Origin of the sequence: Intestinimonas sp. RTP31139st1_F5_RTP31139_211217, assembly GCF_040226735.1 — a bacterium.
GTDB classification, from domain to species: Bacteria; Bacillota; Clostridia; order Oscillospirales; family Oscillospiraceae; genus Intestinimonas; species Intestinimonas butyriciproducens.
Genome location: NZ_JBCOAQ010000001.1, coordinates 13,754 through 33,855, shown reverse-complemented (window position 1 = coordinate 33,855; position 20,102 = coordinate 13,754). Strand labels below are relative to the sequence as shown.

22 protein-coding genes are annotated in these 20,102 nt (G+C 56.0%); 21 read left to right on the top strand and 1 reads right to left on the bottom strand.

Going from position 1 to position 20,102, the window contains the following annotated elements:
* Positions 1–67: 67 nt before the first annotated feature.
* The 14 genes from ylxM to ABUA09_RS00110 all read left to right on the top strand — a co-directional run bounded on the left by ylxM (position 68) and on the right by ABUA09_RS00110 (position 12,316).
* Positions 68–436, top strand: coding sequence for a YlxM family DNA-binding protein (gene ylxM / locus ABUA09_RS00175; RefSeq protein WP_227151565.1), 369 nt, complete (start codon positions 68–70; stop codon positions 434–436).
* Positions 437–440: 4 nt separating this feature from the next.
* Positions 441–1,799: a signal recognition particle protein gene (gene ffh / locus ABUA09_RS00170; protein WP_208319072.1), complete on the top strand. Its 1,359-nt coding sequence runs from the start codon at positions 441–443 to the stop codon at positions 1,797–1,799.
* Positions 1,800–1,866: 67 nt separating this feature from the next.
* The gene (gene rpsP, locus ABUA09_RS00165) at positions 1,867–2,103 is read left to right on the top strand and encodes a 30S ribosomal protein S16 (protein WP_033117162.1); all 237 of its coding nucleotides are present in this window, start codon (positions 1,867–1,869) and stop codon (positions 2,101–2,103) included.
* A gap of 11 nt (positions 2,104–2,114) precedes the next feature.
* A complete protein-coding gene (locus ABUA09_RS00160) occupies positions 2,115–2,345 on the top strand; it encodes a KH domain-containing protein (RefSeq protein WP_033117161.1) in 231 nt (76 codons plus the stop codon).
* A 51-nt stretch (positions 2,346–2,396) separates the two neighbouring features.
* Positions 2,397–2,900, top strand: coding sequence for a ribosome maturation factor RimM (gene rimM / locus ABUA09_RS00155; RefSeq protein WP_058117616.1), 504 nt, complete (start codon positions 2,397–2,399; stop codon positions 2,898–2,900).
* A complete protein-coding gene (trmD, locus tag ABUA09_RS00150) occupies positions 2,893–3,654 on the top strand; it encodes a tRNA (guanosine(37)-N1)-methyltransferase TrmD (protein WP_279203092.1) in 762 nt (253 codons plus the stop codon). The genes rimM and trmD overlap by 8 nt, the downstream gene beginning before the upstream one ends.
* A 458-nt stretch (positions 3,655–4,112) precedes the next feature.
* Positions 4,113–5,012, top strand: coding sequence for a G5 and 3D domain-containing protein (locus ABUA09_RS00145; RefSeq protein WP_279203094.1), 900 nt, complete (start codon positions 4,113–4,115; stop codon positions 5,010–5,012).
* Between the two features lie 204 nt (positions 5,013–5,216).
* Positions 5,217–6,053 carry a DegV family protein gene (locus tag ABUA09_RS00140; RefSeq protein WP_058117613.1) on the top strand — a complete coding sequence of 279 codons (837 nt, stop codon included), beginning with the start codon at positions 5,217–5,219 and terminating at the stop codon, positions 6,051–6,053.
* A gap of 106 nt (positions 6,054–6,159) precedes the next feature.
* A complete protein-coding gene (locus tag ABUA09_RS00135) occupies positions 6,160–6,681 on the top strand; it encodes a GNAT family N-acetyltransferase (RefSeq protein WP_279203096.1) in 522 nt (173 codons plus the stop codon).
* On the top strand, positions 6,672–7,907 hold the full coding sequence (locus tag ABUA09_RS00130) for a zinc ribbon domain-containing protein (RefSeq protein ID WP_058117612.1): 1,236 nt from the start codon (positions 6,672–6,674) through the stop codon (positions 7,905–7,907). The genes ABUA09_RS00135 and ABUA09_RS00130 overlap by 10 nt, the downstream gene beginning before the upstream one ends.
* A gap of 161 nt (positions 7,908–8,068) precedes the next feature.
* The gene (gene rsmA / locus ABUA09_RS00125) at positions 8,069–8,923 is read left to right on the top strand and encodes a 16S rRNA (adenine(1518)-N(6)/adenine(1519)-N(6))-dimethyltransferase RsmA (RefSeq protein ID WP_058117611.1); all 855 of its coding nucleotides are present in this window, start codon (positions 8,069–8,071) and stop codon (positions 8,921–8,923) included.
* Between the two features lie 251 nt (positions 8,924–9,174).
* The gene (locus ABUA09_RS00120; protein ID WP_052082600.1) at positions 9,175–10,332 is read left to right on the top strand and encodes an esterase/lipase family protein; all 1,158 of its coding nucleotides are present in this window, start codon (positions 9,175–9,177) and stop codon (positions 10,330–10,332) included.
* Positions 10,333–10,559: 227 nt separating this feature from the next.
* Positions 10,560–11,123: an ArsR/SmtB family transcription factor gene (locus ABUA09_RS00115; RefSeq protein ID WP_075703758.1), complete on the top strand. Its 564-nt coding sequence runs from the start codon at positions 10,560–10,562 to the stop codon at positions 11,121–11,123.
* Complete coding sequence (locus ABUA09_RS00110; protein ID WP_349948984.1) at positions 11,120–12,316, top strand: MFS transporter; 1,197 nt, start codon at positions 11,120–11,122, stop codon at positions 12,314–12,316. Before ABUA09_RS00115 ends, ABUA09_RS00110 begins: the two co-directional genes overlap by 4 nt.
* A 46-nt stretch (positions 12,317–12,362) precedes the next feature.
* Here the strand turns inward: ABUA09_RS00110 and ABUA09_RS00105 are convergent, their stop codons facing one another.
* Complete coding sequence (locus ABUA09_RS00105; protein WP_033117151.1) at positions 12,363–13,178, bottom strand: helix-turn-helix domain-containing protein; 816 nt, start codon at positions 13,176–13,178, stop codon at positions 12,363–12,365.
* A 167-nt stretch (positions 13,179–13,345) separates the two neighbouring features.
* Between ABUA09_RS00105 and ABUA09_RS00100 the strand changes: the two genes are divergently transcribed.
* From ABUA09_RS00100 to ABUA09_RS00070, 7 genes are all read left to right on the top strand, one after another.
* Entirely contained in the window at positions 13,346–14,086 is a 741-nt protein-coding gene (locus ABUA09_RS00100; RefSeq protein ID WP_349948983.1) for an N-acetylmuramoyl-L-alanine amidase, read from the top strand.
* Between the two features lie 3 nt (positions 14,087–14,089).
* On the top strand, positions 14,090–15,397 hold the full coding sequence (locus ABUA09_RS00095) for a LysM peptidoglycan-binding domain-containing protein (RefSeq protein WP_349948982.1): 1,308 nt from the start codon (positions 14,090–14,092) through the stop codon (positions 15,395–15,397).
* A 239-nt stretch (positions 15,398–15,636) separates the two neighbouring features.
* On the top strand, positions 15,637–15,792 hold the full coding sequence (locus ABUA09_RS00090) for a hypothetical protein (RefSeq protein WP_158453370.1): 156 nt from the start codon (positions 15,637–15,639) through the stop codon (positions 15,790–15,792).
* 67 nt (positions 15,793–15,859) lie between these two features.
* Entirely contained in the window at positions 15,860–16,012 is a 153-nt protein-coding gene (locus tag ABUA09_RS00085) for a hypothetical protein (RefSeq protein ID WP_156113737.1), read from the top strand.
* A gap of 563 nt (positions 16,013–16,575) precedes the next feature.
* Positions 16,576–17,382 carry an enoyl-CoA hydratase-related protein gene (locus ABUA09_RS00080; RefSeq protein WP_349948981.1) on the top strand — a complete coding sequence of 269 codons (807 nt, stop codon included), beginning with the start codon at positions 16,576–16,578 and terminating at the stop codon, positions 17,380–17,382.
* A gap of 51 nt (positions 17,383–17,433) precedes the next feature.
* Positions 17,434–18,750, top strand: coding sequence for a GntP family permease (locus tag ABUA09_RS00075; RefSeq protein ID WP_349948980.1), 1,317 nt, complete (start codon positions 17,434–17,436; stop codon positions 18,748–18,750).
* A gap of 104 nt (positions 18,751–18,854) precedes the next feature.
* Complete coding sequence (locus tag ABUA09_RS00070) at positions 18,855–20,093, top strand: CaiB/BaiF CoA transferase family protein (RefSeq protein WP_033117145.1); 1,239 nt, start codon at positions 18,855–18,857, stop codon at positions 20,091–20,093.
* Positions 20,094–20,102: the final 9 nt, after the last annotated feature.

The following is a 20,102-nucleotide window of genomic DNA, read 5'->3' as shown; positions in this document are numbered from 1 at the left end:
AAAATATTGTATGATACTCATCGTGTAAAGCATCACAGCTTTACAATAAGCAGCTGGAGGTGGAAGGATGAAGAATCAGGCATACCGGATGGCCATGCTCTATGACTTTTATGGAGACCTGCTCACCGACCGGCAGAAGGAATTCTACGATCTCTATTATAACGAGGACCTCTCCCTTGCTGAGATCGCCGAGAACTACGGCATCACCCGTCAGGGGGTCCGGGACGTTATCGTTCGGGCCGAGGCCTATCTCACAGAGATCGAGGACAAGACCGGCCTGATCCGCCGGTTCCACACCATGCAGAGTCAGCTCAGGGAGATCGCGGACTGCGTCCGGCAGGTCACAGATCTGAATGACAAGAGGTTGGGCAGCGACGAGCTGGAAGTACTCGCCTCCCGTATCCAGTCCCTCACCGACAAGCTGATTCAGGAGTAATAGAATGGCATTTGAAGGACTGACCGAAAAGCTTTCCAACGCCTTTAAAAAGCTGCGCGGAAAGGGCCGCCTATCGGAAGCAGACGTGAAGGAGGCCATGCGGGAGATCCGGCTGGCTCTTCTGGAGGCCGATGTCAGCTTTAAGGTGGTAAAGGATTTTATTGCCAGGGTCACGGAACGGGCCGTGGGTGCAGACGTGCTGGAGAGCCTGACCCCCGCCCAGATGATCGTGAAGATTGTCAACGAAGAGCTGACAGCCCTGATGGGCGGCGACAGCGTCAAGCTCAATCTCTCCTCCAGACCCCCAACGGTGGTCATGGTGGTGGGCCTCAACGGCGCCGGCAAGACCACTAACTGCGCCAAACTGGCCGGCTTCATGAAAAAGCAGAACGGCAAACGGCCTCTCCTGGCCGCCTGCGATACCTTCCGTCCCGCCGCCATCCACCAGCTGGAGGTCGTGGGAGAGCAGTTGGGCATCCCCGTCTTTCAGATGGGGCAGAGTGATCCGGTCGACATCGCCAAGTCCGCCATCGAACACGCAAAAAAGCACGGAAACGACTTGGTGTTTCTGGATACTGCAGGCCGCCTGCATGTGGACGAGGAGCTGATGGAACAGCTCAAGGTCATGAAGGCCGCGGTAGACCCCGATGAGATTCTTCTGGTGGTGGACGCCATGATCGGCCAGGATGCGGTAAACGCCGCAAAGGCCTTTGACGAAGCCTTGGATATCACCGGCGTAATGCTCACCAAGCTGGACGGTGACGCCCGGGGAGGTGCGGCCCTATCCATCAAGGCGGTCACTGGAAAGCCGATTAAATTTGTGGGCGTGGGGGAAAAGCTGGACCAGGTGGAAGTCTTCCATCCGGACCGTATGTCCTCCCGTATCCTGGGCATGGGCGACGTGCTGTCCCTCATTGAAAAGGCACAGCAGAACTTTGACTTGAAAAAGGCCGCCGAGCTCCAGGAAAAAATGAAGAAAAACCGTCTCACCCTGACGGATTTTTATGATCAACTCGTTCAGTTCAAGGGTATGGGTTCTATGCAGGATCTGGCCGGCATGCTTCCCGGCGTGGATGCCAAGGCTTTGGAGGGCGCGGATCTGGACAAGAATGCCCTGGGCAAGACAGAGGCCATTATCCTCTCCATGACTCCGGAGGAGCGTGAGAACCCCGCACTTTTGAACAGCAGCCGGAAAAAACGCATTGCCGCTGGCAGCGGTACGCAAGTCGTCGACGTGAATCGTCTTTTAAAGCAATTTGAAATGATGCAGCAGATGACCCGTCAGATGGCCGGGATGTCCGGTGGAAAAATGGCACGTAAGATGGCTCGTCTGGGCAAAATGAAGGGCAGTTTTCCCTTCTGATCCGTTGGCAGGCGTCCCTTGGGGCGCTTCCATATAGAGAATGTGAAAAATTTGGAGGTGAATATACATGGTTAAAATCAGACTGCGTCGTATGGGCGCCAAGAAGGCTCCTTTCTACCGCATCGTGGTGGCCGACTCCCGTTATCCCCGCGACGGTCGTTTCATCGAGGAAATCGGTATCTATAATCCCACCACCGATCCCGCCGAGCTGAAGGTCGATGTGGAGCGTGCTCAGGCCTGGATCAAGACTGGTGCACAGCCCACCGAGACCGTGAAAGCTCTGCTGAAAAAGGCTGGCATGTAAGGAGAATATCAATGAAAGAGCTTCTTACCTACGTGGCCCAAAACCTGGTGGAGCACTCGGAGGCCGTCTCGGTCACCGAGTCCCATACAGACGGCGAGACCGTGCTGGAGCTTCGGGTCGCCCCCGAGGATATGGGCAAGGTCATCGGACGTCAAGGCCGCATCGCCAAGGAGATCCGCACCCTGATGCGCTCCGTGGCCCAGCGCAAGGGAACGAGAGTTTCCGTCGAGATCGTCGACTAAAAAGCGGCGGGGGCTGTCCCCCGCCGCTTTTCATCTGTAGGAGGAACACCAATGAAAAATCGGTTTCTTGAGGCCGGGCAGATCGTCAACACGCACGGCATTCAGGGCGAGGTCAAAATCGTTCCCTGGTGCGACTCACCCGAATTCCTTTGCAGCTTCGATCTTCTGTACCTGGACGGAAGCCCCATCAAGGTCCTCAGCGCCAAGCCCCACAAGGGAAATGTCCTTGCCCGTCTGGAGGGCGTGGATGATGTCGCCGCCGCCATGCGCCTCAAAGGAAAAACGGTTTCCATCGACCGCACCGGCGTGGAGCTTCCGGATGGGCGACACTTTTTGGCCGATCTCATGGGGTTGGAGGTCCGGGACGCGGACACTGGCGCCGTGCTTGGGCACATCGCCGATATTCTCACGCCTCCCGCCCATGAGGTCTACGTGGTCCGCGGAGGCGCACACGAGTACATGATCCCCGCCGTGGATGCATTTCTAGCCGAGACCAACGTAGAGGACGGGTACATCCGCGTCCGTCTGATCGAAGGGATGGCAAGCGATGGTTAGGATCGACATTATGACGCTCTTTGACGAGACCGTGGGCGATATGATGAACGAGTCCATCCTGGGCCGCGCCCAGGAGAGGGATCTGATCCGCATCGAGGCCCATCAAATTCGCGCCTACACCTTAAATAAGCAGAAGCAGGTGGACGACTACCCATATGGAGGCGGACATGGCGCCGTTATGCAGGCAGATCCTCTCTACCAATGCTGGAAGCATATTACGGATGCCTATGGCCCCGGACATACCATTTACCTCTCTCCGGCCGGCAAAACCTTCACCCAATGTGAGGCCAAACGCCTGCTCCGGGATTATGAGCACCTAATCCTCGTCTGCGGACACTACGAAGGGATCGACGAACGGTTTATCGAGGCCTGTGTGGATGAAGAGCTCTCCATCGGTGACTTCGTACTCACTGGCGGAGAACTGCCTGCCATGGTCGTGGCGGACGCCGTCGCCCGCATGGTGCCGGGCGTTCTCCCCGACCCGGAGTGCTTTGAGGACGAGAGCCATTGGAGCGGTATGCTGGAGTACCCCCAGTATTCCCGCCCCGAGACCTGGCATGGACGTACCGTCCCCCATGTCCTCCGCTCCGGGAACCATGCCCTGGTCGCCCGGTGGCGCCGCAAACAGAGCATCCTCCGCACTTTTCGCAGGCGGCCCGATCTGTACGAAAAGCTGGATTTCTCCTCCAAGGAGGACCAAAAACTGCTCCAGGAGCTGATGGAAGAGGAGGCCGATTTTCAGCCCCGAAGGTAGGAAGGCATTTATTTTCCTCGTATGTCTGCACAAAGTTTCGTAGGACATTTTTTGTGTTTTTCAGGCATAAAATACAAAGTTTTATACCATATTTTTGTTTTTTATTTTAAAATATGGTTGTATTTTCCCCTATTTCAGGTAATTATGGGTGTACTGCCTCTGATGAAGGGACATACTTTTTTGTGCGCCGACCGCAGCGTGACACATTTCCTGCTAAATCGCCCCAGGCTTTGTGTCCCAACGGCTCCGTCCTGTAACCTTTTGTAATCTTTTGTTTCTTTTTTCTTTCCGTCCCGACGAAAGTTGACGTCCCTTTTTGTACTCTGGATCCGCCCTTTCTTCCTGAATCCACAGTGTTTGTTTGACTTTTGCCTCCAAAGTGGCTATAATCCTGGAAATGTCCCAGCCACGCAAAAGATTACAAACTGCACCAGTGATATTCAGGAGGTCTCTCTCTCATGTTGGATCGATTACTCAGGGGCGGACAAATCACCGCCCTGCTCGCTCTCGCTCTGCTCTCCATCCTGCTCGTCAGCGGTTCCGCCACTACCCGAACCACTTTTGAGATTGTGGACGGCGAGGTGAGCTATTTGGTCACCGGCCACGCCGGTGAAGTGGACCGTGCGCTGGAGTATGCCGGTGTTTCTCTCTCCGGCGCAGATCGCATAGCGATCTCTCAGGAAAATGACGTAGTGCGCGTCACCGTACAGCGCCCGGTGACTCACTTCGAGCGGACGACCACCCGGATACTGCCCTTTGCCCAGCTTCGGGAAGAGGATCCGGAACTCCCCATCGGGGAAGAGCGCGTGGTCCAGAAGGGGGTCGATGGCTCTGTGGAACACACCGTCAAGATCGTCACTGATCCGGACGGCACTGTTCATCGGTATGACTTGGGTGAGCACGTAGCCCGGCTGCCTGTAGATGAAATCGTGTCCTACGGCACAAAGGTGGATGCTGTGGCCGCCTCTTGGCTCAGCATAAGTGACGACGTGCTTACCCATATCAATGTGCGGGAGGACGGGGGCGGCGTGCTCACTACCCTTTCCGGCGAGTCCCTCTCCTACTCCAGGGCGTTGGACTGCGTGGCCACCGCCTATACCACCGAGCGGCAGTCCTGGAAAAGAACCGCCACCGGCACCACCGCCCGCGTGGGCGCTATCGCCGTGGACCCCAAAGTGATTCCCTATGGCACCCGTATGTATATCGTCTCCTCCGATGGCTCTATCACATACGGTGTGGCCACCGCTGAGGACTGCGGCGGCAGCATCAAGGGGAACCGTATCGACCTCTTTTTCGATACCTACTACGAATGTATTCAGTTCGGCGTACGGAGCTGCACCGTCTACATCCTTACGTAATCGAAGGAGCCGCTCCCAGTCGGGGTGGCTCCTCTTTCTATCTGATATCTGACCAGGTTGGGGTATATATAACCGGTGAACGGCCACTAACCAAGTGTTTTAACAATTTTTGAATAACGTCTTATAATTGTCCTTGCATCGTTGACTTTCCCACAGTTGTATGGTAAAATCTAATTTGTAAAATCAGATTAGGGGATAATTTGTATGAGTTTTAAAGTGATTGTGGATAGCTGCTGCGATCTGACACCCTCCCTGCTCCGGGAAGAGGATTTTCTCAGTGTACCGCTTACCATTCGCGTTGGGGACCATGTAGTCGTGGACGATGCGAGCTTCGATCAAGCGGACCTGCTCTGGAGGATGAAGGAGTGCGAGACTGCGCCTCAAACCTCCTGTCCCGCTCCCGCTCAATATCTGGATGCTTTCGCCTGCGGGGCCGACGATCTGTATGTGATCACGCTCTCAGCTCTTCTTTCCGGCTCTCACAACAGCGCGCAGCAGGCCCGCCAGCTCTGGCTGGAGGAGCACCCTCAGGCTCGTGTCCACATTTTTAACTCCTGCTCCGCCTCTGCGGGCGAGGTGCTTCTGGCGCTGAAGGTCAGAGAGCTGGCCGCCAAAGGACTCCCCTTTCAGACCGTCGTAAGCGAGGCCACCGCTTTTTGTACGGAAATGACCACTATGTTTGTGCTGGAATCGTTGGACAACCTGCGTAAAAATGGGCGTTTGACCGGTCTCCAATCCGTGGTCACCGGTGCCCTGCGTATCAAACTTCTTATGGGCGCAACGCCTGAAGGTGAGATCTATAAACGTGGGCAGGCTATGAGTGTAAAACAGGCCCTGTCCAAAATGGTGGAGATCATGTCCAAGGATGCAGCGCACGCCGGAAAGCTTTTGGCCATTGCCCACTGTAATTGTCTGGAACGCGCCTTTCAGCTCAAGGAGATGGTGCGCAAGTCCTGTCATTTCTCCGACATCCTCATCACCGAGACTGGAGGAATCAGTACGGTTTATGCAAATGACGGCGGCATTGTTGTGGCCTATTGATCCTTTTTCTTTTATAGGTGGCCCGGCGGTTTTCTCCGCCGGGCCGCTTGTTATTTTATCGCCGGAGTGGTATAATGCCGAAAACCATCGTAGGGAGATGTGCTTTATGGAGTATATCATCCGCCCCATCGGGCCGCAGGACGCGGAGGGGATCGCCGCCCTGAGACGGATGCCCGGTGTAATGGAAAACACGCTGGGGCTGCCCTCCTGCCGGGTCGCAGACAGCCGGGCTTTCATTGAAGGCCTGGGCCCCAACGACCACAATTTTGTAGCCGCAGCAGAGGATGAAACCGTAATCGGTGCGGCCGGACTCTGTGTCTGCTCCAACCCGCGTATGCGGCACGTAGGCAGCGTGGGGATCTTTGTGCATACCGACTGGCAGGGACGCGGTGTAGGGACCGCCTTGATGGAGACGCTGCTGGATCTGGCCGACAATTGGCTGATGCTGCTCCGGGTAGAGTTGGAGGTGTATGCCGATAACGAGCGCGCTATCGCCCTGTATGAAAAGATGGGGTTCCAGCGGGAGGGGCTGCGGCGGATGGCTACCGTCCGCCGCGGCAGGTACATCGACGAGTGTTCCATGGCTCGCCTCCGGCCAGGTGCCTGGGAAACAGAAGCATGTCGGTAAGCCGTCTTTTCGAAATCGTCTATCTGCTGCTGGAGAAAAAGCAGATCACCGCCCGAGCGCTGGCGGAACGATTTGAGGTATCCGTGCGTACCATCTACCGAGATGTGGACGCCCTCTCTGCCGCCGGCATTCCCATCTACGCCTCACAAGGGCGGGGCGGCGGCATCTCCCTGACGGACCGCTTCGTACTTGATCGAGCCGCGCTCTCCCCTGAGGAGCAGGCCAGAGTCCTCACCGCACTGAAAAGCCTTCCGGGCGGGGACTCACCGGAGAGCCGCGCCACCCTGACCAAGCTCTCAGGTCTTTTCGGCCGCAGGGAGCCGGATTGGCTCCAGGTAGACCTCACCCCCTGGGGAGCCTCCGGCGGTGGAGCGCGCCGCTTTGACGAGTTGAAGAGAGCGATCCTGGAGCGCCGCGTCACCACCTTCTCCTATGCAGCTTCCTATGGAGGTGCCTCCGTACGCCGCATTCTCCCTGCCCGGCTGGTCTTTAAGGGGCGGGCCTGGTATCTGCAGGGCTTCTGCCTTGCCAACAGGGATTACCGCACCTTCCGCCTCAGCCGCATTTTGGAGCTTACTGTGACAGAGGAGCGGTTCGACCTCTCTCTGTCTCCACCGGCAATCGAGGCCGCCCCCTTGTCTTCCTCCCGCTGCACCCCGCTGCGGCTGCGCTTTTCTCCTCTTGTGGCCTATCGGGTCTATGATGAGTTTGATCTCTCCTGTGTAAAACGGGAAAAGGACGGATCCCTGCTGGTAGCGATAGACTTTCCCGAGGATGGCTGGCTCTACGGATACCTGCTCTCTTTCGGCACCTGTCTGGAGATCCTCTCCCCCGACCAGGTCCGGCTTCAGGTGGGCCTGTTGGGGCGTCAGATCTGGAAAAACTGCGAAAAACCTGACATAAGATGTCGGGTTTTTCGGGCTACAATGGAATCACCCAAACAAAAGGAGGATTCCACGATGGAACGAAAATTCTGCCAGTCCTGCGGTATGCCCCTCGATGATCCGGCCTTTTTCGGTACAGAAGCCGACGGCAGCGAAAGTCGCCATTATTGCAAATACTGTTACCAAGGCGGCGCTTTTACCGCGGATATGACGATGGATCAAATGATCGATTTTTGTGCCCCCATTCTGTCACGGGAACATCCCGGCATGAGTGAGGAGCAGGCAAAGGCGCAGATGCGAGGGTTCTTTCCCAAACTCCTGCGCTGGAAGGACCAGCCTTGACTGATCAGGCTCGGAGGGTGCTTTACACGCTCCGGGCCATTTTTTCTTTTCTTCACTCTGTATCTCGGAATAAAGAATGTGCCGTCTCGGGCCGTCCGAGGTGACAATCTGCCGGAAAGCTGATATACTATCCACAAATAAACTGTTTAGGAGTATTTGTTATGGACCTCTGCGACCTCAACACCATTCGTCTCCTGCTCGGCCGACACGGCTTCCGTTTCTCCAGATCCATGGGGCAGAATTTTCTGATCGAGGGCTGGGTGCCCGACGGCTTGGTGGAGGGGGCTGGCGTATCCCTCCAAAACGGTGTGCTGGAAATCGGCCCCGGCATCGGCCCCCTCACAATGCGCCTCTCCAATGCCGCGACTAAAGTGGTGGCGGTGGAGCTGGACCGCTCTCTCCTGCCCGTGCTCGCCGAAACTCTGGCAGGGCGGAACAATGTGGAGATCATCCCCGGCGATATTTTGAAATTGGATATTGGCGCCTTGGTGGATGAAAAATTTTCCGGTCTTACTCCTATGGCGTGTGCCAATTTGCCCTATAACATCACCACTCCTGTCCTCTCCGCCCTGATTGACTCCAGGCGCTTTGCCCAAATCGCAGTTATGATCCAGAGAGAGGTGGCTCTGCGCATCTGTGCCGCGCCGGGCACTGCCGAATATGGTGCGTTCTCTATCTACTGTCAGTACCATACCGCGCCGGAGCTTTTGTTTGATGTCGGTCCGGAGTGCTTCGTCCCCGCTCCCAAGGTGACCTCATCCGTTGTGCGTATGACACCCCGGCATATGCCCCCTATAGCGGTACAGGACGAAAAGCGTTTTTTCCGTCTGGTCAAGGCGGCCTTCGGTCAGCGCCGGAAAACGCTCCTCAACGCCCTCGCCGCAGGATTGGGCGGTGTGGAGCGAGACTCCATCCGTGCCGCCATTCTCAGTTGTGGTCTGCCCGAGGATATACGGGGAGAGCGCCTCGGTATCCCTGAATTTGCCGCTTTGACCGCTGCTCTGGGTAATTTTTAATCCTATTTCAATGAAAATCCCCCGATTTCCCTATAGAATGGTTTTAAAATCATTCTTTTCTGAAAGGTCGTGCTCCCATGCTCCTCCTCTTGCGGCTCTTGACCACGGCACTTCTCCTGCTGTTGTGCAGCGCACCTCTTTTTTCATGGCTTTCTGCACCTGCTCTCGTGGCTCTGACCGTCTTTTTTCTGCTCTTCAATCTCAGGCCCAGCTGGGAACGCCGCCCTGGTATCCCGCGGCGTTTGAAGATCATGATGGGAGGTTATGAGCTCTTCATGACTTCCGCCTGGCTGAGTGTGGCCATTCTGGGGCTTTACCTGGTCTATCTTCCCCATATCATCTCCACCACAGGCGTGAGCGCGCCACGTGCCCTTTGGAGCATTGCCCTTACGCTGCTCCTCCTCTTTCTTCTTCTGGCCAACGGCTTTTTCCGCATCGTCTTTACCTCCACTCGGCTGCGGCTGGCGCTGCGTGTCCTGCTCATCTGTCTGTGGTGGTGCCCGGTGGTCAACTTTTTTCTCCTTTGGAGGGCCTGCGCTCTGGTGAAGGCAGAGTACCGTTTCGACCTTGCCAAGCAAGAGTGCAATGCGCTGCGGAAAGAAAATGAGGTCTGCGCCACCCGCTATCCTATTCTGTTGGTCCACGGTATTTTCTTTCGGGACTGGCAGCTCATCAACTATTGGGGGCGAATCCCAAAAGAACTCACCCGCAACGGCGCCGTCCTCTATTACGGCGAACAGCAGTCCTCCGCTGCGGTAGCGGAAAGCGCCGCCGAGCTTCGAGACCAGATTCAAAAAATAATCGCCGAGACCGGCTGCGGCAAGGTAAATATCATCGCCCACTCCAAGGGAGGTCTCGATTCCCGTTACGCCATTTCCCATTTGGGCATGGACCGATATGTGGCCTCCCTCACCACCATCAATACCCCGCATCGGGGCTGTGTCTTTGCCCAGGAACTGATGGATCGCCTCCCCGCCTCTCTGGTCCGCTGGATCGGCATACGCTATAACGCCATCTTTCAGAAGCTGGGGGACCTCAGCCCCAATTTCATTGCCGGCGTCACCGATCTGCGTGCAGACGCCTGTGCCCGCTTCAATGAGGACACGCCGGACCGTCCCGGCATCCTCTACCAGAGCGTTATGTCCACTATGAGGAAAGCGGGCAGCGCCCCCTTCCCCCTCAACCTTACTTATCCTCTGGTAAAAAAGTATGACAGGGAGGCCAATGATGGCCTGGTGACCCTTTCCTCAGCAAAGTGGGGGGATTTTCTGGGCAATCAGACCGTCTCCGGCAGGCGAGGCATTTCTCACGGCGATATTATCGACCTGATGCGCGAGGATATCGATGGTTTTGATGTGCGGGAGTTCTATGTTTCCCTGGTGAAGGATCTGAAAGACAGAGGGTATTGACGCCTCTTTTTCGGGCCTGGGTCAATGATTTGACCCAGGCCCTTTTTCTTCTTGACATTATAAATATTAAAACGTTATAATTTTTGTAATGAATAAGGCTTATTTCATAATCGGCAACCTGCCTGGCGGTCAGAGATTTCGGCCCCTGGAAAGCCGCTCGGGGAGTACAGAGCCCGGCGTTTGGGTGGGTCAACGACTTTCAAACACGCCCCGGAGGTGGGAGCATTATGAATCATCCGGTAATCGAACTGAACACAATGCAGGAGCTAAAGGTCTATATGAGTCCAGTCCGCCAGCAGCTGCTGCGTATCCTGGAGCTCTCCGGCAGACCTATGACGCCCAAATCCCTGTCCCTGCGCCTTGGTGTCTCACCTTCCTCCGTCCAGCATCATCTCAAGCAACTCCTTCCGCTGGGCGTGGTCAAGGTGGACCATCAGGAGCGTATTAACGGTATTGTCGCAACCTATTACGCCTGCACCGGGGCCACCGTTTGTATCGGCGCCACTCGGGCAGATCTGCGCAATGACAGAGAAGCTTTGGCTTTTCAGGTGGTCCAAACCGCTGTTCAGGGCTATTTTGAGACCATGCACCGCCTTGGCCCCACCATGCCGGAGGAAGGGGGAGACGCCATGGCCGGCGTTCTCCATCTAACGGAAGCGGATTGGCTTGCCTTTCGCACCCAGGTGAAGGCTTTTTTTGATGCCCATAGTCTGCCTGGCCCAGATACCAGCCCCTGGGAATTCGCACTGCTGGCCTATGACGCTTCTGAATCCTCCGAGGTGTCCCCATGAGCCCCCTTCACAGCGGCATCCTCCTGCTGAGCTATTTCAGCACCGGAATTATTATGCCTGTGCTGAGCTTACTTCTGCTGTCCAGGGGCTGTACCATGCAGACACTGCCTCTGATGCTGGGGCTTTACTCTCTCACCGCCCTGTTTCTTGAGGTCCCCAGCGGTGTTTTCGCCGACTGGCGGGGCCGGAAGCCGACCTGCCTGCTCTCCGTGGCCCTGGTCATGGCCGCATTCATGCTGCTCCTCTCAGCGGGAAGTCTGCCTCTGGTTGCCGCAGCCATGGTACTCTGGGGGGCAAGCCGCGCCTTTTCCTCTGGCAGTCTGGACGCGCTTATCATCGACGCCTGTTTGGAGGAAAAGGGGGCGGAGCGCTTGGCCCCGATAACTGCCCAGCTCACTGTACTCCGGAGCGCCGGGATCGCGTTGGGCGCCCTGGTCGGCGGTCTTTTGCCGGCTGTGAGAGGTTATGCGCTCCACCTGCTCCTGCGGCTGGCACTGCTGATCTGCGAAGGCCTGCTGTGCATCCTTTTTCTCCACGAGCCTCCCCGGGAGGGCACACGCTCCCGTCTGTGCGACCAGCTCTCCGCGAGCGCCGCGCTCCTTCGGGGCAACCGCCCTTTCTGGGCCCTGGCCCTCTGCATGGCCGTTTTGGCCGGAAGCCAAGGTGTGGTAGATGTGTATTGGCAGCCCGCCTTCCAGTCCATGCTCCTTTCCAGGAGCGGCGTATGGCTGGGATTGCTGTGTGTGGGAAGCTATTTGCTGCTCACTGTGGGAGGGCTCGCCTCCGGACGGATCTCTTTCTCCTCGGAGCGCAGCCGCTGGAGAGGCTACTTTTTCCTTCAGTCTCTGTTGGGACTGGCCCTCCTCCTTCTCTCGCGTCAGTTCTCCCCTCTGCGTTTTGCGGGCGCCTATCTTCTCTTTTACACTGTGCTCAGCGTCAGCAACATTCAGGAACAGACCCTTCTCAACGGCCTCAGCGACAGTTCAAATCGGGCGACGGTCCTGAGCCTTGCCTCTCTGGCCTGCCAACTGGGGAACTTGGCCCTCCATGCCGCCAGCGGTGCGCTGGTCCTCCCCCTGGGGGCCAGCGGCCTTTGGGGACTCTCCGGCCTCCTTCTCCTGCTTGTCTGCGGGGGCTCCGCACTGCTTTACCGCAGCGGCAGGCGGTGGTCCTCCTCTGATACTCTACTGTAATCGCCTGTACAAAGCCCCTCTCCGGCCGGAGAGGGGCTTTGTATTTTCATTTTTTCACAACCGGCACATAAATAAAGGCATCCTCACCCAGGTAATATTCAAAGTCGATCTTGGCGGAGTCAAATTGGTATTCGCTCTGGTCAAACCACTCCGAAAAAATGTATTTCCAGGTCTTGCGAACATTTGCCCCGACTTCTTCCACCGACGCCCCTCTTGGAACGAGAAATACCGCATATTCTGCCGACGGGATGTCCAGCGGCACCATACCATCCGGGATAAAGCTTTTCTCCTTTACTTGAGGCCCAAAAAAGTAATAAAACTCTCCTGCCACCTGATCCGGGTGCATCCACGCGCCGATCTCCGCATATCCCGGATAGGTGAGCTTGGCGTAATCCGCCCTGCTGACGGAGGAAAAGTCCTTTCCGAGCCAATACGCGCTGGCATCTAAGACATCAAATTCTCCCTCCGGAGGAGCCAGGCAATACCCCACTGCCGAAAAGCCCTCCACATACTTGATTTCCGGTGTCATCACATCTATCTCTCCTTTCTTGCTCTTGTATTCCGTGGGGGCCATTCCATAGTGCCTGCGGAACGCTTTTGAAAAACCGGACGGGGTCTCAAAACCACTTTTTGTCGAGATCTCCGTAATGCTTCCCCCCTGGAGGATCTCCCCTGCCGCCAGTTCCAGGCGCCGGCGTCGAAGATATGCGCCCACCGACAGCCCCATATCGATGGCAAACAAGTGGCAAAAATGATAAAAAGAGTACCCGGATACCCGCGCCAGTTCCTCCGCTGTCAGGCCTCGAGAGATGTGCTCATCAATATACCGCAGCACATCTTCCATCGTCTCCGTATGCCGCATGCCCCTGCCCCCCTTCCTCTCCAAGTATAACAGGACGCGGCCAACTCCGCATTTCCAAACTTGCGGACTTTTTCCGCCGCACGGCCCTCCTCGCCCTTTTTACACCGTCCGTCTGTCTCCATTTTAAAAAAGCCGGCATAGGATAGGACACCAAAGGAGGTATCTCTATGCCTATCATCTACCTCTCTCCTTCCACACAGGAGAACAATTTTTATGTAAGTGGCGGCAGTGAAGAGTATTGGATGAACCGTCTGGCCGACGCTATGGTCCCCTATCTGAACGCCAGTGGGATCCAATACGTCCGCAATACGCCGGAAATGACGGCCGCCTCCTCTATCCTCGCCTCCAACAGCGGAAATTTTGATCTTCATCTGGCCCTCCACTCCAATGGAGTGCCGGAGGGGCAGTATGGACAAATACGCGGCGTACTGGTATTTTATTATCCAGGAAGTGCGGAAGGACGCCGTGCAGCAGAAATTGTGGCTGAAAATCTCAAAAAAATCTATCCCCTTCCCTCCAAGGTCCGTACAGAGCCGACCACTACCATAGGGGAGGTCCGCAAGGTCCGCGCACCCTCTGTTTTTTTGGAGCTGGGATATCACGACAATCCGGATGATGCCGCTTGGGTCCAAAACAATCTGGATGCCATCGCCCGCAATCTTGTGGAGTCTCTCTGCCAGTACTTTGGTATCCCCTTCCTGGAACCCCGCCCCGCCCGGCAGGCCGTGGTGGATGTGGAATGGGGCGCCCTGAACATCCGTTCCAGACCTGACCGGAGCGCCCCCATCGTGGCCCGTGCCTATGACGGCGCCAGACTCACTGTGCTCAACCAGTGGCAGGGCTGGTATCTGGTGCGCTTTGACGGCGTGGTGGGCTATGCCAGTTCTGAGTATATCACGCTGGTATGATCGATGGAAATTTATGTTGTACAGCCTGGTGACAATCTGTTTGGCATCGCCCAGGCATTCGGCGTGCCTATGTCCCAGATTATGGAGGACAACCGCCTCCCCAACCCTTCGCTTCTGGTCGTAGGGCAGACTTTGGTGATCCGTTTTCCGGAAGAGGTCTATACGGTGCAGCCAGGGGATACACTCGTCTCTGTCGCGCTTCAGTCAGGCCTCAGTCTCCGGCAGCTCTATCGGAACAATCCCATTCTGGAGGGCCAGCCCACCCTTTACCCCGGTCAGACTCTGGTACTCCGCTATCAGGGGAGTCCCGGGCCGTCTGTTACCGTAAATAGCTATGCCTATCCTTTTATCAATCAAAGCCTGCTGCAGCGGACCCTGCCTTTTCTTACCTATCTCACCCCCTTCACCTATGGCATACAGGAGGATGGGGAATTGGTATCGCTGGACGACGAGCCGCTGATCGCCATGGGCCGTGCGGTAGGCACAGCGGCGCTGATGCATCTGTCTACCCTGACTGAATCAGGAAATTTTTCCAATGACTTGGCCAACTTGGTGCTCAATGACCTTTCCCTTCAGGAGGTTCTTATTGACAACGTGCTCACCACACTCCAGACAAAAGGTTATTCCGGGCTGGATGTGGATTTTGAGTTTGTCTTCCCGCAGGACGCCCTCCCCTATGCCGCTTTTATCCGTCGTCTGCGGGATCGTCTCAACCCCCTGGGTTATCCTGTCATTGTTGCCCTGGCCCCCAAAACCTCCAGCGACCAGCCGGGCCTTTTATATGAGGGGCACAGCTACCGTGACCTTGGCGAGGCCGCCAACCGTGTATTCCTCATGACATATGAGTGGGGTTATACTTATGGCCCGCCCATGGCCGTGGCCCCGCTTCCCAATGTTCGGGCCGTCGTAGAATATGCGCTTACCGAAATACCGGCGGAGAAGCTATGGCTTGGAGTGCCAAACTACGGCTACGACTGGCCGCTTCCCTTTCTCCAGGGGGAAACGCGGGCCACCTCTATCTCGCCACAGTATGCTGTCAGTCTGGCCGCCCGTTATCGCTCCTCCATTTCCTATGATGAAACTGCGCAGGCCCCTTGGTTCCGCTATACCGACGAAAACGGCACCGAACATGAGGTCTGGTTCGAGGATGCCCGCAGCATCCGCGCCAAGCTTTCCCTGATCCCCGAATACGGCCTTGACGGGGCCGGCTACTGGAATCTCATGCGCCCCTTTCCCCAGAACTGGCTGGTGCTGGATAGTCTCTTTACCATCCGGGAGACGCCCCTGCCTGCCGGCCTCCTGCGTTCATAAAAAGTTCACATCAAGTTATAAAACTGTCCATCAATTCCCAACTCGATGTGATATCCTATATTTGCAAAGACTCAAACAACCAATTCCAACCTCCTCCCTCTCTCTTTGCAACATCGCTGTACTCCCTGGAGGGGCAGTCGCTCCTCCAGGGAGGCAGACCAAATTTTCCGCCGGCAGCTTTTGGCTGACCGGCGTTTTTTAGTCCCATTCGGGCCATACTATGGGTGAGGTGATCGATAATGTCTTATGTCTCTCCGCATATCAAAGAAAAATTTGAATCTATGCCCCTCGACCTGAAAAACGCCATCCTGGCCCGTAACGTCCATCTGGAAAATATGAACGACCTGATGTCCGTTCTGGAGCAGATCATCGCGGAGGGGGAAGGCCGTGGTTGACCCCTCCTCCCTTCCAGCGGATGCCCGCAGGTACTTTGACAGCCTCCCCAAAGAGGAGCAACTGACAATGCTAAAAAGCAATCTTTCGCTGCAAAGTCTGAAGGAGCTTCAGGAATTCTGCGCCCGGATGTCGCCCCGATCCGGCGATGTGCTCTATCAGGTCCTGCCGGAGCCCGCAGTCCCCTCTAATCAGCTTTTGGATGAGCTGGACTCAGAATGACCGTCGGAAACAGCAAAAAGGAATGACCTTCTATCGCTACAACGTTCAAAAACAGTTCCGGACCACAAGGCTGTAGAATCTCTTCTCCTTTTGTTTCTGTCGACTCTCTATGCCCAAAAGCATATTCTGCCGCTAAAACGCATGGTGTCTCTATATAGAGACACCATGCGTTTTAAATTTAGCATTTTACCTGCCCCACACGGCTTTCTCTCTCCTCCGGTTTCTTCTTTTCCCGTGGGCTCCACCGCCCTTCATTTCTCAATATTTTACGCACCCACACTCTGCCGGACCCCTTCTTGTTAAAATCCCGATTTATCTTGTGACAAAGGGCTTTTTTCTTTCGTCTCCAAACGGAGACATAATTCTTTGTTTGGAGACGCACCCTCTTACATATTTCCACTGATTATTCCAAGATATTGGCCATTTTCCTTTCCAAGGAGGCCATTTTATGCCTAAATCACGAATTGGCATTCGGATTGCTTATACCAAAATCGTCTGACGGGACTGGACGGCGTTGCCGGCGCGACGTCTATTCTCTTGAGAAATCAAAGGAGGTCATTTTTATGAGCGAGACATTCCAGCAGGTAGCAGAGCGTTTAACGAACATCAGGGCAGAACTGGACGGCGCCATCGCCATTCTGACCATGAACCGTCCCAAGGCCCTCAACGCCCTTAATGATCAAACTTTGGAGGAACTGGACCGTATCTTCACTTGTCTGGAACGTGAGGAAAGCATTCTGGGCGTCATTATTACAGGCGAGGGAAAAGGCTTCGTGGCCGGGGCCGATATCTCTCAGATGCAGTCCTACAAGAGCGAAGAGGGCCGCAATTACGCCAACCGGGCCCAGGCTCTGTTTAACAAAATCGAGGCCTTGGAGAAGCCTGTCATCGCCGCAGTCAACGGATACGCTCTCGGCGGCGGTTGCGAGCTGTCCATGAGCTGTGATATTCGCATCGCCTCCGAAAAGGCTGTCTTCGGTCAACCCGAGGCCAATCTGGGGGTGATCCCCTGTTTTGGCGGTACACAGCGTCTGCCCCGGCTGGTGGGCACGGGTATCGCCAAAGAACTCATCTATACCGGTCGTCAGGTAAAAGCAGAGGAGGCCAAGAGCATTGGCCTGGTCAACAAAGTCGTCCCGGCCGAGTCTCTTCTGGACGAGGCCAAGTCTATGCTGCGCACCATTCTCGAAAAGGCCCCCATGGCCATTCGCTACTCCAAGGTCGCCATTAACCGCGGCATGGACGTCGACATGCGCGCCGGTCTAGAGCTGGAGAAAGACTTGGCCGCCATCACCTTTGGAACCGAGGATAAGCAGGAAGGCATGGACGCTTTCCTGGGCAAGCGTCCCGCCGTGTTCCATAATCGGTAAGTATCTCCCGATCCTAATGGAGAGACAGATATGACTTAAGGAGGAGAACCTATGACCGCTCTGGGTATCATCGGCATCATCCTGGCGTTCGCCCTATTGATGTACATGATCATGAAAGGCTTCAATATTTATCTGACGGTGTTCGTCTGTACGCTGGTTGTAGCTGTCACGAGCCAGATGAATATCTATGACGCCTACAAAGTCCACTTCATGACCGGCTTTACCACCTTTTTCAAAAACAACTATCTGATCTTCCTCACGGGTACTTTGATGGCCAAGGCGATGGACATCACCGGCGCGGCCAAGTCCATCGCCAAGACTATCATCAAAGTTATGGGTACCGAGTGGGCCTTTATCTCCGTTCCCGTTGCCTGCGGCGTGCTTTGTTACGGCGGCGTGTCCGCCTTCGTGTGCTCCTTTGCCGTTTTTCCTATTGCCTTGCAGGTCTTCCGCGCCGCCGACCTGCCTCGGCGCGGCATCCCCGGCGCCCTGTGCTTCGGCTGCTCCACCTTTGCCATGATCGCGCCCGGCGCCGTACAGATCCACAACAATGTACCCGCTACCGAGTTGGGTACTTCTTATATGGCAGGCGCCGTCAACGGATTTATGGCCTGTGGCTTTATGCTAGTGGCCGGTATCATCTATCTCCACTTCTGGCTCAGCAAAGCCAAAAAGAACGGTGAGCATTTTATTGCCAAAGAGGGTGATGACTTTGGCGAGGAGGGCGACAGCCATCTGCCCAACTTTTTGGTCTCTCTGCTGCCCCTGGTCATCACCATCGTACTGGTCAATGTCAAATTCAACGGTGTGGCTATTGCCCCTGTGGAGGCCGGCGTTTTGGCCGGAGCGGTGTCCGCCGTGGTGTTGATGATCAAGTACATCAATCCCAAAGAGCTCCCCAAGCACTTTGCCGATGGCGCTGCCATGGCCCTTCTCTCCATCACCAACACCTGCGCCGTTAACGGCTTCGGCGGCGTCGCCTCCAACAGCCCCGTTTTTGGCGACATCGTAAGCGCCATGGTCAACCTCCCCGGTCCCAAACTGCTGGGACTGGTGATCGGCACCACTGTGATTGCTGGCATCTGCGGTTCCGCCTCCGGCGGTCTGGGCATCGCAGTACCCATCCTCGGCCCAGTCTATACCCAGCTTGGCATTGCTCCCAGCATTGTCCACCGCGTCATGGCCCTCTCCTCCTCTGCTCTGGATTCTCTTCCACACAACGGCTATATCGTTACTGTCACCAACGGCCTGTGCCGCGAGACGCATAAGGATTCTTACGGCCTCACCTTTGCGCTTACCGTTATCATTCCCTTTATTGGTTCCCTGGTTGGTGTGGCGCTCTTTACCCTCTTCCCCAACCTGCCTTGATGGCTTAGCCGCAAATATAAGCTGCTCCAGTATTTCTGCATCGGTGCGGCATTCCTGCCGCGCCGCCCACAAATCCCTTATTATTGAAAGGAGTATGGAATCCTATGTTCAAACCGTTGGATGGTGTTAAGGTCATCGATCTGACCTATTTTGTCGCCGGCCCCGGCGCCGCCCGTATTCTCGCCGACTGGGGCGCCGATGTCATCAAAGTGGAGCCCAGTTTCGGCGACCCCGGCCGCGGCACCGGAGCAACTATGTCTTGCCCTACCGTAAAGGACTGCAACCCATTTTATACCGCCTATAATGCCAACAAGCGCGGTCTTTCCCTCAATCTGAAGAGTGACGAAGGGAAGGCTGTTTTGTATAAGCTGCTCGAGAGCGCCGATGTCTTTGTCTCCAGCTACCGTACTGGCGCCCTCAGGCGGCTGGGGCTGGACTATGACTCTCTGAGCAAAAAGTTCCCCCACCTCATCTGGGCCCAGATCAACGGCTTCGGAGATTTTGGCCCTGCCAAGGACAACGCCGGTTTTGATACCGTGGCCTTCTGGGCCCGTTCCGGCGCTATGATCGATATCACTGAGAAGGATACTTCCCCGGTTAATCCCCTCATCGGTTTCGGCGACGCCACCACCTCCTGCTCCCTCTCCGGCGGCATCTGCGCCGCCCTCTATCAGAAAGCCAAAACCGGTAAGGGCTGCAAGGTCATGGTCTCCCTCTTTGCCCAAGCCATCTGGAGTGAAAGCGCAGGCATGGTCTCCACCCAGTACGGCGACGAGTACCCCAAGACCCGCCTGAACCCCGGCTCCCCCGTCATGGACACGTTTAAGAGTGCTGACGACAAGTGGTTCTACATGAGCATTCTGGAACCCGACCGCTACAACGATGCGCTTATGAAGGAGCTAGGTCGCAATGACCTGGTTGGCGATCCACGGTACTGCACCGCCGCCGCTGCCAAGGCACACAGTTCCGAGCTGGTGGAGATTCTCAGCGCAGAGTTTGCCAAGCACACCATGGACGAGATCGCCGCCATGTTTGCTCGGGCCGATATCGCCTATGACCGAGTTCAGCACATCAAGGAGGTTCTGGATGACCCCCAGGCGCTGGAGAACATGTATATCATTCCCGTAGAAAACCGGGATGGCACTGTGACCAAGCAGCCGATGACTCCCATTCGGTTTGCCACCACCGAACCCGCCCGCATCGAGGACATCGCCCCCACCATGGAACGGCAGGCCCCCTTAGTCGGCGAGCACTCTGCTGAAATCCTGAAGGAGCACGGATATACCGATGAGGACATTCAGAAGCTTGTCGATTCCAAAGTAGTTTACATCGAAAAGCTGTAAGCCAGCGGA